At 69.4% G+C, this 13,470-nt stretch carries 12 protein-coding genes; 3 read left to right on the top strand and 9 right to left on the bottom strand.

Annotation, left to right across the window (positions count from 1 at the left end):
- Positions 1–68: 68 nt before the first annotated feature.
- The 8 genes from ABN028_RS03005 to rimP all read right to left on the bottom strand — a co-directional run bounded on the left by ABN028_RS03005 (position 69) and on the right by rimP (position 9,379).
- A complete protein-coding gene (locus ABN028_RS03005) occupies positions 69–2,003 on the bottom strand; it encodes a glycoside hydrolase family 76 protein (RefSeq protein ID WP_349695535.1) in 1,935 nt (644 codons plus the stop codon).
- Between the two features lie 190 nt (positions 2,004–2,193).
- Positions 2,194–3,072, bottom strand: a complete 879-nt coding sequence (gene truB / locus ABN028_RS03000; RefSeq protein ID WP_349326363.1) for a tRNA pseudouridine(55) synthase TruB — start codon at positions 3,070–3,072, stop codon at positions 2,194–2,196.
- Between the two features lie 18 nt (positions 3,073–3,090).
- On the bottom strand, positions 3,091–3,528 hold the full coding sequence (rbfA, locus tag ABN028_RS02995) for a 30S ribosome-binding factor RbfA (protein WP_349326362.1): 438 nt from the start codon (positions 3,526–3,528) through the stop codon (positions 3,091–3,093).
- 28 nt (positions 3,529–3,556) lie between these two features.
- On the bottom strand, positions 3,557–3,865 hold the full coding sequence (locus ABN028_RS02990) for a DUF503 domain-containing protein (RefSeq protein ID WP_349695534.1): 309 nt from the start codon (positions 3,863–3,865) through the stop codon (positions 3,557–3,559).
- A 320-nt stretch (positions 3,866–4,185) separates the two neighbouring features.
- Entirely contained in the window at positions 4,186–7,281 is a 3,096-nt protein-coding gene (infB, locus tag ABN028_RS02985) for a translation initiation factor IF-2 (RefSeq protein ID WP_349695533.1), read from the bottom strand.
- An 85-nt stretch (positions 7,282–7,366) separates the two neighbouring features.
- Positions 7,367–7,702, bottom strand: coding sequence for a YlxR family protein (locus ABN028_RS02980; protein ID WP_349326641.1), 336 nt, complete (start codon positions 7,700–7,702; stop codon positions 7,367–7,369).
- 111 nt (positions 7,703–7,813) lie between these two features.
- Positions 7,814–8,869 (bottom strand): transcription termination factor NusA, encoded by a 1,056-nt coding sequence (nusA, locus tag ABN028_RS02975; RefSeq protein WP_349326359.1) that lies wholly within the window; start codon positions 8,867–8,869, stop codon positions 7,814–7,816.
- A 3-nt stretch (positions 8,870–8,872) separates the two neighbouring features.
- Entirely contained in the window at positions 8,873–9,379 is a 507-nt protein-coding gene (rimP, locus tag ABN028_RS02970; RefSeq protein WP_349326358.1) for a ribosome maturation factor RimP, read from the bottom strand.
- Positions 9,380–9,594: 215 nt separating this feature from the next.
- Between rimP and ABN028_RS02965 the strand changes: the two genes are divergently transcribed.
- Together ABN028_RS02965 and ABN028_RS02960 are read left to right on the top strand one after the other, a co-directional pair.
- A complete protein-coding gene (locus tag ABN028_RS02965; protein WP_349695532.1) occupies positions 9,595–10,251 on the top strand; it encodes a hypothetical protein in 657 nt (218 codons plus the stop codon).
- Positions 10,248–10,676, top strand: coding sequence for a ferritin-like domain-containing protein (locus ABN028_RS02960; protein ID WP_349326356.1), 429 nt, complete (start codon positions 10,248–10,250; stop codon positions 10,674–10,676). Before ABN028_RS02965 ends, ABN028_RS02960 begins: the two co-directional genes overlap by 4 nt.
- 45 nt (positions 10,677–10,721) lie before the next feature.
- Here the strand turns inward: ABN028_RS02960 and ABN028_RS02955 are convergent, their stop codons facing one another.
- A complete protein-coding gene (locus tag ABN028_RS02955) occupies positions 10,722–11,432 on the bottom strand; it encodes an HAD family hydrolase (protein ID WP_349695531.1) in 711 nt (236 codons plus the stop codon).
- Positions 11,433–11,630: 198 nt separating this feature from the next.
- Here ABN028_RS02955 and ABN028_RS02950 point away from each other — a divergent pair, with 198 nt between their 5' ends.
- The gene (locus tag ABN028_RS02950; RefSeq protein ID WP_349695530.1) at positions 11,631–13,427 is read left to right on the top strand and encodes an ABC transporter substrate-binding protein; all 1,797 of its coding nucleotides are present in this window, start codon (positions 11,631–11,633) and stop codon (positions 13,425–13,427) included.
- Positions 13,428–13,470 lie beyond the last annotated feature (43 nt).

Raw genomic sequence — 13,470 nt, 5'->3', positions numbered from 1 at the left:
ACAGGCTGTCGCGAGGTCACGCCCTGCCTGGTACGTCCGGGCAGCCTTGTCCGGGATCGCGGAGGTACTTAGTCGGCGGTGGCGGTGACGTGGTAGACGCGGCCGCCCCAGCCGTCATCGGGATACGAGTCCGACACCCGCAGGTAGGTCGCCTTGTCTGGACCGAGGTACGGCGTCAGGTCGATCACCTGGTCGGCCTTGTTGCTGCCGTCGGTGATACGCCGTTCCTCCCTCAGCACGGTGGTCCAATGCTCGCCGTCCGGGCTGACGTCGACGACGTACTCGTTGTCGATGGTGACAGTGGCCCGAGCCGTGGTGGTGTCGTTCGGGAAGGGGAACTTGTAGACAAAGTAGCGGTTGCCGTCGGCGAAGCGGTTCTGGACGCCGTTGCTCTGGGAGCCGTCGGCATCCCACAGCCACGGCCGTTCGTCGACCGTGCCGGTGTCGAAGTCGACCTGGTGCGCGACCAGCACGTCCGACCGAGTGCTGAAGGACAGCCCAGGCGCGGCGGTGACCGTCGCCGACACGTCGTGGTGACCGTTCTCGGCGGTCGCCGGGACCGTCACCTCGACCGGGAACGTGCCACTCACCGGGTGCGCGCTGCCCCGCGGGTTCAGGGTGATTTCCCCACTACTGGGCGAGACGGTCCAGCCGTCCGGCGCCTCGACCGTCACCCGGGCGGTCACCGGTTCCGACGCCGGTCCGGTGACCGACACCCCGATGGTGGCCTGGACCTTGGTGGTGCCGGTGCTGGCGGGCATCACGACCGGCTGCGCGGGCGAGGTGGTCGCGCCGAGGGAGTGCTTCGGTGCCGGCACCGGAATGTCGGCGATCAAGGCGCTCAGTGCGCTGGCCTGGGTACGCCAGTCGAACGCGTTGGGATGCTCGGTGGTGGTGCCACCGGCCCAGCGGGCCCCGAGTCGATCGGCGGCGTCGCGATCGCGCTCCCAGATGGTCGCCGCCTGCGTGGCCACGAACGCTCGGTAACGTGCCTCACCTGTGGTGTCGGCGAGATCCATCAGGTAGCGCAGGAAGATTCCCTTGAACTGCTTGGAGTTGTCGCTGCAGCTCCGATCGGGCGCGTCACAGACCTCGGTCAGTACGCCGTCGACGGTCAGCCCGCCATCGATCGCGGCATCGGCGAGCCGGCGCGCCGTGCTCAGCAGCTCCGGGTCACCGGTCGCCCGCCAAAGCTCGAGCGCCGCACCGATGGCCAAGCCCTGGTTGTACGTGTAGACGTTCTGCCCGTTGTTCCGGCAGTCCTTGTTCAAGCCGTCGTTGACCAGATTCGAGGAGTTGATCATGCCGCTACCGACGAACCAGTCCCACGCGGACTGAGACCGGGCCAGCCAGAGCTTGTCCCCTGGGATGCGGTTGTGCAGTTCGGCGGTCAGGCGGATGAACTGGCCGTTGGTCACGGCGTTCTTGTACGTCCTCTCCCCGTCCCACCAGACACCGCCGCCACAGGTCGAATCCCAGTACTCGTAGGTGAACTCGGCGATCGTGACCGCCATCCGAAGGTACTTGCGGTCACCGGTGAGGTCATAGGCCTGGATCCAGTTCAGAGCCCACCATTCGCCGTGGTCGATGGCGCGACTGGTGAAGTTGCCCCACAGCTCGTCGCTGGACAACTCGCCGGCCGGGAATGTGCCCTTGTTCTGCTCGAACGTCCTGTCCAGCTGCGGCAGGTAGCGCCGGTCACCGGTGCGCTGCATGTAGTCGCCGATTGTCTGGAGGGAAACGGCGGAGTTCCACCAGCTGGAGGGGAACCACGCCTTCACCGGGTCGTACGACGACATCAGCACGTCGGCCGCGACGCGTGCTCGCGCCACCGCGGTCGATCCGTCGGCAACTGTCGCCTCGGCCGGCCTGGTGTCGGCGGCAGCGGCGGGCGCCATGCCGATGAGCATGGCGATGAGTCCGATGAGGACGGTTCGGACCCGGCGACGTAAGGGCACTGTGGGCACGACGCAACCTGCCTTCTCGAGGTACGCAGTGATCACCGTGAAACCTACGGGACGGGTCGCAGGCTGTGACATGCGTGCAGGAGTCGGACAGTAGCGGGCCAGAACAGGACAGTGAGCCGACGTTCGTTGCCGACCACAGGGGCCGGGAACCGGCCCATGGCCCCGGCGATCAAAGGGCTCGCGGGATCAAGGCGATCGAGGGTGATGAACGGATGCGGCGGCGTGCTCAACCGGCGAACACGGCGACCGGCTTGGCGCCTTCGTCGGTGTCCTCGTACAACGCGAGGAAGGTACCGTCCGCCGCGAAGATCGCCACCGGCCCGCCACCGACCTGGACACCCGGCAGCTTCTGCCCGAACGTCACCAGCCGGGCGGTGGCGTCGTCGACGTCGAAGCGGGGAAATGTCTGGGCCGCCACCTCGCCGATCGGGACGATCGCGAAGGCGCGTTCCAGCTCGTCGAGAGTCCGAGCCATGTCCAGGCCGTACACACCGACGCGGGTACGCCTGAGGGCGGTCAAATGCCCTCCCACACCCAGTGCAGCTCCGAGGTCACGGGCCAGCGCCCGGATGTAGGTGCCGCTGGAGCACTCCACCGTCACGTCGAGATCGACCACGTCGCCGACGTGGCGCACGTCGTGGACGTCGAAGCGTCGGACGACGACGCTGCGCGCGGGAAGGTCGACCGATTCGCCCATCTGTACCTTTCGGTACGCCCGCTCTCCCGCGACCTTCACCGCCGACACCGACGATGGCACCTGGAGGATCTCGCCGGTCAGATCGCCGATCGCCTGCTCGATCCGCTCTCGGGTGAGGTCCCCGGCCGGCGCTCCGCCCACGACCGTCCCCTCGGCGTCGTCGGTGTGGGTCGTCTGGCCCAGCCGGATGGTCGCGTCGTACGTCTTCTCCGTGAGCGCGAGGTGGCCAAGCAGGCGGGTGGCGCGTTCGATACCGAGGACCAGCACACCGGTCGCCATCGGGTCGAGCGTGCCCGCGTGGCCCACCCGTCGGGTGTGGGCAAGCCGGCGAAGCTTCCCCACCACGTCGTGGGAGGTCCAGCCTGCCGGCTTGTCCACCACGACGATCCCATCGACCGCCGCTGTCACTGCTCCGTCACTCCCCTGTCACTCCTCGTCCTCCTCGGGCGGCGAGCGGTACGGATCGGCATCCCCGGCGTACATCGCCCCGGCCGCCCGGCGCGCCACCTCGGCGTCAGACTCTCTGGCCTGTTGGAGCAGGTCCTCGATGTGCGAGGCGGTCTCCGGCACTGCATCAGGAACGAATGTCAGGCTCGGAGTGTGCCGGAGCCCGAGCTGGCGCCCCACCTCCGAGCGGATCAGCCCCGTCGCGCTGGCGAGGGCCGCAGCCGTGCCGGCCCGGTCCTGGTCGCCGCCGAACACCGTGTAGAACACGGTCGCGTCGCGAAGGTCGCCGGTGAGACGGGCTTCGGTCACCGTCACGAAACCGAGCCGCGGATCCTTGACCCGGCGCTCGAGCATTGCCGCGACAATGACATGGATCCTGTCGGCGAGCTGGTTCACCCGCGTCTGGTTCATGACCATCCTCTCCTCGGCGGTCTGTCAGTGGATGTCACGAAACGTCCTGATCGTCGCCAGCGGCGAACAGCTGCCGGTGGGCCACCAGCAGCTCAACCTCTGGACGTGCGGCCAACGCACGCTCGATCGAGTCCAGGACGTCCCGACACCGGCTGCCGTCCCCGCTCACCACGGCGACGCCTATCTCCGCCCGACGATAGAGGTCGTGATGTGCGGTCTCGGCGACCGAGACCTGAAACCGTCGCTGGACCTCGGCGATGATCGGCCGTACGACCGACCGCTTCTGCTTCAGCGACCGCACGTCCCCCAGCCGCAGATCCACCCGCAAAGTCCCAGTGAACACCTCAGACCTCACCCATCCGAAGAACCCCCACCCGCGCGGCACACAGAACCCGCACCTACCGCCCCTGGGCCCGTCACCTGCCGGCAGCCGAGCACGGCAGGGTCCGGCCAGCCCGGAGGTGTTCCGGTGGTTCGTCCGTGTCGAGACGTCAAGCGCGGGCGGCATTCCCACGTTCGTACGGGACGAACATCCGCGAGCTTGCGAGCGCCCAGTTCCGTACGAACCCGGCACCGTCCGTGTCAGTCCGACACGGACGAACCATCGGAACACCGACCCACAGCCAGGCGGCCGGACCCTGCCGGGCCCGGCCTACCCAGCCGTCAGTTGCGAGGCTTCTCCCGCATCTCGAACGTCTCCACCACATCGCCGACCTTCACGTCGTTGAAGTTGTGCAGGGTGAGACCGCACTCGAAGCCCTCGCGGACCTCGGTGGCGTCGTCTTTGAACCTGCGCAGCGACGCGATGTCGGTGCTCTCGAGGACGACCGTCCCGTCGCGGACCAGCCGGGCCTTGGAGTTGCGCCGGATCGTTCCACTCTGGACGAGACAGCCGGCGATCGTGCCGAACTTGCTCGACCGGAAGACCTCGCGCACCTCGGCCGTGCCGAGCTGGACCTCTTCGTAGATCGGCTTGAGCATGCCCTTGAGGGCCGCCTCCACCTCGTCGATGGCCTGGTAGATCACGGAGTAGAACCTGATCTCCACGCCTTCGCGCTCGGCGAGACGCTCGACCGACCGACCCTGCGCCCGGACGTTGAACCCGATGATGATCGCGTTGTCGATCGTCGCCAGGTTGATGTCGTTCTCCGTCACCGCACCAACGCCGCGGTGCAGGATCCGAAGGTCGATCTCCTCGCCCACGTCGATCTTGGCGAGGGCATCCTCCAACGCCTCGACCGAACCGGACACGTCGCCCTTGATGATGAGGTTGAGTGCCTGACGCTCCTCGAGCAGCTTGCCGATGTCATCGAGGCTGACCCGCTTGGTGCGCTGGGCGAACGACGCGTTGCGTACGGCCGCCTCCCGCTTCTCCGCGATCTGGCGAGCTACCCGGTCGTCGGAGACGACCAGGAAGTTGTCGCCGGCGCGCGGAACAGCGGACAGACCGAGCACCATCACCGGTCGCGACGGCCTGGCCTTGTCGACCGACTCGCCGTGCTCGTCGAGCATCGCCCGCACCCGGCCGTACGCCGGGCCGCACACGATCGAGTCGCCGACCGAGAGCGTGCCCCGCTGGACCAGGACGGTGACGACGGGACCGCGGCCCTTGTCGAGGTGCGCCTCGATCGCGATGCCCTGCGCGTCCTGCACGGGGTTGGCGCGCAGGTCGAGTGCCGCGTCGGCGGTGAGGACGATCGCCTCGAGCAGCCCGTCGATGTTGGTCCGGGCCCGCGCGGAGATGTCGACGAACATCGTGTCGCCGCCGTACTCCTCCGGCACCAGGCCGTATTCGGTGAGCTGCCCACGTACCTTCGCCGGATCGGCGTCCGGCACGTCGATCTTGTTGACCGCCACGACGACCGGGACTCCGGCCGCCTTGGCGTGGTTCAACGCCTCGATGGTCTGCGGCATCACACCGTCGTCGGCCGCCACCACCAGGACGGCGATGTCGGTCGACTGGGCGCCACGGGCACGCATCGCCGTGAACGCCTCGTGACCAGGCGTGTCGATGAAGGTGATCTTGCGTTCGATGTCATCGACCTCGGTCGAGACCTGGTAGGCGCCGATGTGCTGGGTGATGCCGCCCGCCTCGCCTGCCACGACGTCCTCGTTGCGGATCGCGTCGAGCAGCTTGGTCTTTCCGTGGTCGACGTGACCCATCACCGAGACCACCGGCGGTCGCGCCTGCATGTCGACGTCTTCGCCCTCGTCCTCACCGAACTCGATGGAGAACGACTCGAGCAGCTCGCGGTCCTCGTCCTCAGGCGAGACGACCTGCACGTCGTACTGGAGCTCAGCGCCCAGCAGCTGCAGGGTCTCGTCGCTCACCGACTGCGTGGCGGTGACCATCTCGCCGAGATGGAACATCACCTGGACGAGCGACGCGGCGTCCGCACCGATTTTCTCGGCGAAGTCGGTGAGGCTCGCACCTCGGGGCAGCCGGACGGCCTGCCCGTCGCCGCGTGGAACCCGCACACCACCGATCGCCGGCGCCTGCATGTTGTCGAATTCCTGGCGCTTCTGGCGCTTGGACTTGCGGCCCCTGCGGACCGGACCTCCGGGACGCCCGAAGGCTCCCGCCGTGCCGCCACGTCCACGGGCACCCGGACGGCCACCGCCGAAACCACCGCGGGGGGGTGCGCCCGCCGGCGCTCCTGGCCGACCGCCACCGCCGCCGGGGCCACCGCGGCCGCCGCCGGGGCCACCACGACCGCCGCCGGGGCCACCACCAGGGCCGCCACGACCGCCGCCTGGCGCGCCGGTCCGGCCACCCGGGCCACCGGTCCGCGCACCCGGGCCACCACGACCGCCAGGTCCTCCGGGACCACCGCCCGGGCCACCGCGGCCGCCGGAGCGACCCGCCGGAGCCGGCCGGGACGGCATCATGCCCGGGTTGGGGCGAGGACCGCCTGGCCGGTCAGCTCCACGCTCGGGACGCTCCGGCGTCGCCGCGGGACTGGATCCCGCGCCTGTGCCGGCGCCACCGTCCTCGCGGCGCGGACCACCCGGGCCCGGGTGCTCCGCGCCAGGACCGCGCATACCGGTCGTCGAGGTGAAGGGGTTGTTGCCTGGACGCGGACCCGTGCCATGGCGTGGTCCGGACGGCCTGGGCCGTGCCTGGTCGCTGCCCTGGCCCGGCCCACGGGTACGGCCGCCGGCCGGTCCGCCGCCCTGACCGGGGCGGGGTGGGCGGGAGGGAGCAGGGCCCGGACGGGGTGTCGGGGCGGGGCGTGGCGCCGGGCGTCCTGGTTCACGGAAGCCGGGTTCGGCCGGCCGCGGGGGCGCTGGCCTGGTCTCGTTCGGCTGCTCCGCCGCGGGTTGCGGCACCGCAGGGCGTGGCGCCGGTGTCTGCGGTACCTCCGGCGTCACCGGCTCAACAGGCGCGGCGACAGCCGGCCTGGAGGGCGGTGCCGGCCGCGGCGGTGCCGGCTTCGCACCCTCGATCGGGGACTCCTGGCGAGCGGCGACCTCAGCCGCCGGGGACTCGGCCGCCGGGGACTCAGCCGCCGGGGACTGGGCGGCGGGCTTCGCCGTCGTTGACTTCTTCGTGGATTTCTTCGCTGACGCCTTGCCGTCGGCCCTCGCTCCACCGGCGCCCTCGGTCGCGAACGACTCCTTGAGTCTGCGTACGACCGGCGCCTCGACCGTCGACGATGCCGATCGGACGAATTCACCGAGCTCCTGGAGCTTGGCCATGACGGCCTTGCTTTCGATTCCGAACTCCTTGGCGAGTTCGTAGACCCGGACCTTTGCCACTGCTCTCCTTTGCCGGCCCGGGCCCTCTTCTCGGGTCCAGGCGCTAGTTCCTGCGCGTGCTCATCGCTCGGTTCTCATCGAGTGCTCATGAGCCGCTCGACCCACTTTCTTTTCTTCGGGCGGGGCCCCGGTTGAGACCCTGCCTCTGTTCGCGTGTGTTGCTGTTCTCGGTCTGCGCCTCGACGTGACGGCGGAGCTTCTCGATGTCGATCGGCCCCTGGATGCGCAGTGCACGCGGAAACGCATGTCTCCGCGCAGCCAGCCCGACGCACTCCGGTGTGGGATGTACATGTGCTCCACGACCCGGTGCGTGCCCGGAAACGTCTGGAACGAGCCAGGCCGTTTCGGTGTCACGCTCGAGAACGACTCGGAGGAGTTCGGACTTCGCCGTACGAAGCCGACACCCGACACACGTTCGCACCACGTGCGGACGCGTTTTCGGTTCCCGACCCGTACGACCCACCTTGGGAGAGTGTACCCAGACGCTCCGCGCGGACAGTCCCGACCACCGCGCTCGACCGCTGCGTAGCGCCTACTCCCCGGTGTCCGGGGCGCCGGATCCGCCAGGATTGGTAACCGCTTGTCCGGCATCGGGCGCCGCCACCTCGGTGTCGGGCCGGATGTCGATCCGCCAGCCGGTCAGCCTGGCTGCCAGGCGGGCGTTCTGGCCCTCGCGGCCGATCGCCAGCGACAGCTGGTAGTCGGGCACGATCACCCGCGCCGCCTTCGCTGCCGCGTCGACGACCTTCACCTCGGTGACCCGGGCCGGAGACAACGCCTGCTTGACGTAGTCGGCGGGGTCCTCGGACCAGTCGACGATGTCGATCTTCTCGCCGTGCAGTTCGTTCATCACGTTTCGGACCCGCGCACCGACTGGGCCGATGCAGGCCCCCTTCGCGTTGACCGACGGGTTGTGAGAACGCACGGCCACCTTGGTTCTATGCCCGGCCTCGCGCGCGATCCCGGCGATCTCCACGGTCCCGTCGGCGATTTCGGGCACTTCGAGAGCGAAAAGCTTCTTGACCAGGTTGGGGTGAGTACGCGAGAGCGTGATCTGCGGGCCACGGAACCCCTTGCGGACGGCGACGACGTAGCACCGGAGCCGCTGGCCGTGGTCGTAGCGCTCGCCGGGAACCTGCTCCTGTGGTGGCAGGACACCTTCGACCTTGCCAAGGCTGACGTGCACCAGGCGGGCGTCCTTGCCCTGCTGGATCACCCCGGAGACGATGTCGCCCTCACGACCGGCGAACTCACCGAACATGTGGTCTTCCTCAGCATCGCGAAGACGCTGGAGGATGACCTGCTTGGCCGTGGTGGCGGCGATCCGTCCGAAGCCGGTGGGCGTGTCATCCCATTCGCGCGGGGACTCGCCGGCCTCCCCCTCGCTGTCCGCGTCAGGGCTGGCCTCTTTCGCCCAGACCGTGACATGACCGGTACGCCGGTCGAGTTCGACCCGGGCGTGCGGCTGAGCGCCTTCGGTGCGGTGATAGGCGATGAGCAGCGCCTGCTCGATCGCTTCGACCACCGCATCGAGCGGAATGTCCTTCTCACGTTCAAGGGCGCGTAGGACCGCCATGTCGATGTCCATCGCTCACCCCTCCCCGTCCACATCGGTCCCGTCGTCGCTGCCACCAGCGGTGGAACGGGAGAACTCGACCTCTACCCGCGCCTTGGCGACGTCGGCGTACTCGACGCGGTGCGTCCGGCCGTCGGTGGCGAGGTGTGCTCCGGTGTCGTCGGCGGCCTCGACCCGGCCGGTGAGCTGGCTTCCGTCGAAGTGGACGACCTTGACCAGCCGCCCGGTGTTGCGCCGCCAGTGTCGCGGCGCCGTCAGCGGGCGGTCGACACCCCGCGAGGTCACCTCGAGGGTGTAGGAACGCTCGCCCATGACGTCGTGTGCGTCCAGGACCTTTCCCACCGTTCTGGACAGGTCGGCGAGCTGGTCGAGCCCGACCCCTCCGTCGGCGTCGACCACGAGCCGTACGACAGTGCGGCGCCCGGCCGGGATCAACTCGACAGCCTCGAGGTCGACGGCGGCGTCAGCGAGGACAGGCGTGAGGAGGTTGGCCACCCGGTCGCGAGCTGCAGAGCCGTGCACGGCGGTCGCCTCCCCTCTCCAGTTATCAGCCCCCATTGCGCTGTGCCGTGGGGCCATGACGGCCAACTCCGGCGAAGTCAGCGTACCCGTCGGTCGAAATGCCGATCAAACCACGTCCAGCTCGGGTTGACAGGAGCCGAGCGGCCACGTGACAAGGCCCTGTCGACGGGGACAAACCGGCGTAAGGGCCAGAGGCCTCCGGTAACGTCACGCGGGTGACAGCGCACATCGAGGGGCCCTCTGGCGGGGGTGTCGAGGGGCACCTCGACCGTCCCCAGGTCCGTTCCCTCACGCCTGGCCCCACGGGAGGCGACACGACCCGCCGGCGGGTCCTCCGGATGGCGACGACCGGTGTCCTGGGAGTACCCGTCGGCCTCGCAACCGGACTGCTGGCCGGTTGTACCGAAGAGGGCTCACGCGCCGGCGGGCCGCTCGCCGGCACGCGGTCGGCGCGGCCGAGCCCGTCCCGCGATCCCGACGTCCCGATCCTGCGAGCGGCAGTGGACGCCGAGGAACGCCTTCTCGAGACGTACGCCGCCGTCGTCGCGCGCCACGGCGGCCTGGCGGAACGGCTCGCGCCCTTCGTCCAGCGGCATGAGCAGCATCTGGCCGCCCTGCGGACTGCGGCCAGTCCCACCGCCGCACCCGCGGCGCCCGCCGGGTCCACCCGCCCGAATGGCGACGCCGGCAGGGCCGCACCGGCCACGCCGGGCGCCGCACTCGCCGCTCTGATCGACGCCGAGCAGGGCGCCGCAGCTGACCGAAACACCGACCTCCGGGCCTCCCGGGGTGGGGAGCACGCCCGGCTCCTGGCGTCGATCGCCGCCTGCGAGGCCACCCACGCCGGTCAACTCGCCGGAGCGGACGCATGAAGCCGGACGAACAGGAGATCGCGGCTCTGCAGCAGGCGCTGGCCGGAGTCCACGCCGCCGTGTGGGGCTACGGCGTCCTCGGTCCACGGCTCGGCGCCGAGGACGCGCGGGGGCGCGCTGCCTACGCCGAGTACCGGTCCCTGCGTGATCAGGTGGCCGCCCTCATCCGGGACCGGTCCTCGGTTCCGGTGGCGGCGCAGGCGGCGTACGCGCTGCCGTTCGAGGTCTCCGGGGTGTCGGCAGCGAAACGGCTCGCTGTGCATCTGGAGGAAGGGTGCGCCGCGGTGTTCGCCGACCTCGTGGCCGACGCCGACCTCCCGGCAGTCAAGGCGTTCGCCGCGCGCATCCTGCACGAGTGCGCCGAACGCCGGCTGGCCTGGGGAGGCACGCCGGTGGCGTTCCCCGGCCTTCCGGAGAAGCGGTAGGACGGCTGAGCCAGACCTTCAGGCCGAACCGGTCGCGCCGGACCGTCATCCCCGCCAGCGGTCGACCAGCGGCAGCAGGTCGGCCAACCGCTGCACGACCGCGTGCGGCTCGCCGTCGACATGGCCACGCTGGACGTCCGGGATGACGCTGTGCGGCACGTGGACGGCACGCATCCCCACCTCGCGGGCGCCGTGGATGTCGTCGAAGAGCCGGTCGCCCACGAACACGCACCTCTCAGGTGACCTGACCCCCACGGCCCGCATCGCCGCGAGGAATGCCTCCCGGTGCGGCTTGGTCCAGGCGATCTCACTGGTGTAGACCGCCCCGTCGATCAGGTCCAGCACGGCGTCGCGGCGGAACACCAGCTCGTGATAGTCCCGTGGCCACACGGTGTTGGAGAGCACGCCGACCGCCACGCCACGCTCGCGGAGCGCGGTGAACAGGGGCACGACGTCGGGATCGGTGTAGGTGTGGGGATCCCAGTACGCCTGGTAGGCCGCGACCCCTCGCTCGTGCGCCGGTCCGGACGGCACCAGCCCTGCCGCGCCGACGATGGCGTCGAAGCTGGTGGCCTTGTGCTCCTCACGGGCAAGCCGCCAGGCCTCCGCCTCCGCGTCGGTGAGCGCCGCGACGATGGCCTCGTCGTGGTGCGGGTCATAGGCATGGGCGTACGCCCGCCACTGGTCGCCCCACTCGATCGGGTGCCATGGGGTCAGGGTGCCGCCCCAGTCGAAGATCACCGCATCCACCGTCATATCGACCATCTTGCCAACGGCCTCCGACACCCGCTCGCCCGCATGGCCACATCCGGAAGGTCGGAGCGGGTCTCCCGACGGCCGGCTCGCCCTTCACGCCCGGCCGGATGTATCGGTCCGGTGAAGTTTCGAACCGGTTGGTAAGAACTACCGTTCCACCACTTGTCAGACAGTTGCACCGACCTGTCCAATGGCGCGGTGTCTGCCGACCTTGGGTGGGTTTCTCCGCGCAGCATCACCAACGCATCACCAACGAAGGGGATCGGGGTGGCCGGAATGTCATCGGTGAAGCACTTCTCAGGCAGGCGTCCCAAGTCGCGGGAACGGTTGCTGACCCGCGTCCTCGGAGTGGTCGCTGTCGGAGTGGTTGCTGTCGGAGTGCTCGCCGCCGCGGCCTGCTCGCCGGTCGGGCAGGAGACCGACTCGGGCGCTGGCGACAACTCCGCCAAGCCCGACGAGACCGGCGCGGCCCGGACCACGAACGTCGGTGAGCCGGCAGACCCGGCCGCGGTCGAGGAAGGCGGCGAACTCACCCTCGCCCTCTCGGCCGACCCCGACCTGCTGGACCCGAGCCTCGCGCGCTCGCTCTACAGCCGGTACATCTTCAACGCCACGTGCGAAAAGCTCTATGACACCGACGCAGAGGCCAAGGTCGTCCCGCAACTCGCCACGGACCTTCCTGAGGTCAGTGCCGACGGCAAGACCGTGACCATCAAGGTGCGTACGGGCATCAAGTTCGGCGACGGCACGCCGTTCAACGCCGCTGCGGTGAAGACGTCCCTCGACCGCAACCTCACCCTGCCCGAATCGGCCCGGGTGAGCGAGCTTGGCCCGATCACGAAGGTCGAGGCGCCTGACGACGAGACTGTCGTCATCCACCTGTCGGCCCCCTTCGCGCCCCTCACCGCGGCGCTCGCCGACCGTGCGGGCATGGTGATGAGCCCGGCGCAGCTGGACAAGCTGGGCGACAAGTTCGCCACCGCACCGATCTGTGTCGGCGCGTTCAAGGTCGTGAAGCGGGTGCCGCAGAACTCCATCGAGCTGGAGAAGGACCCGAACTACTACGACGCCGAGGAGGTCCACCTCGACCGGATCGTCTACCGCGTCATCACCGACGCGAGCATCCGCTCGGCCAACCTGCGTTCCGGTGACGCGCAGGTCGCCGACAGCGTCTCGACGCAGGACGTCGCCGCGCTCGAGAAGGAGCAGGCCATCACGCTGCTCGAGTCCGAAAGCCTCGGCTACCAGGGCGTGACGTTCAACATCGGCAACACCGACGGGGTCACCGAGCCGGCGAAGCAAATCGACAAACCGCACGCGAAGGACGCGAAGGTACGCCAGGCGTTCGACCACGCGATCGACCGCGAAGCGCTCGTCAAGACGGTCTTCGCCGACCTCTACTCGGTGGCCTGCTCACCGATCTCCCCGGCGACGGAGTTCACCAGCGACGCCGCTCAGGAATGTCGCGCCCACGACCCTGCCAAGGCCAAGGAACTGCTGGAGGAGGCGGGTGTGAAGACGCCGTACAAGATCGAGATGCTGGCCACCAACACACCGGATGCGTTGCGGATCGCTCAAGCACTGCAGGCGATGGTGAAGTCGAGCGGCTTCGAGATCGTCATCACGCCCACGGAGTTCTCCACTCTGCTCGACCAGCAGGACCGCGGCGACTTCGAACTGCTGCAGCTCGGATGGTCCGGCCGGGTGGACCCGGACGCCAACATCACGAACTTCGTGGGTACGCAGGCCAGCCAGAACGTCTCGGGCTTCTCCGACCCCGAGCTGGACGACCTGCTGACGAAGGCGCGGCAGTCCCAGGACACCGCCGAGCGGGCGGAGCTCTACGGCCAGGTGGCCACCACACTGCGCGAGCAGGAACCGCTCATCTACCTCTACCGCGCGCGCAACCTGACCGGCGTCTCCGACGACGTGAAGGGGGTCCAGGTGTTTCCTGACGGCGTGATCCGGGTCGCCAGGGCGGGACTCACGAAGTAGGAGCCAACGAGGCGACGAGGACGAGCGGACCGATCCGCACCGG

Origin of the sequence: Actinopolymorpha sp. B17G11 (assembly GCF_040196095.1) — a bacterium.
Classification (GTDB): Bacteria; Actinomycetota; Actinomycetes; order Propionibacteriales; family Actinopolymorphaceae; genus Thermasporomyces.
This window is presented reverse-complemented; position numbering and strand designations above follow the sequence as displayed.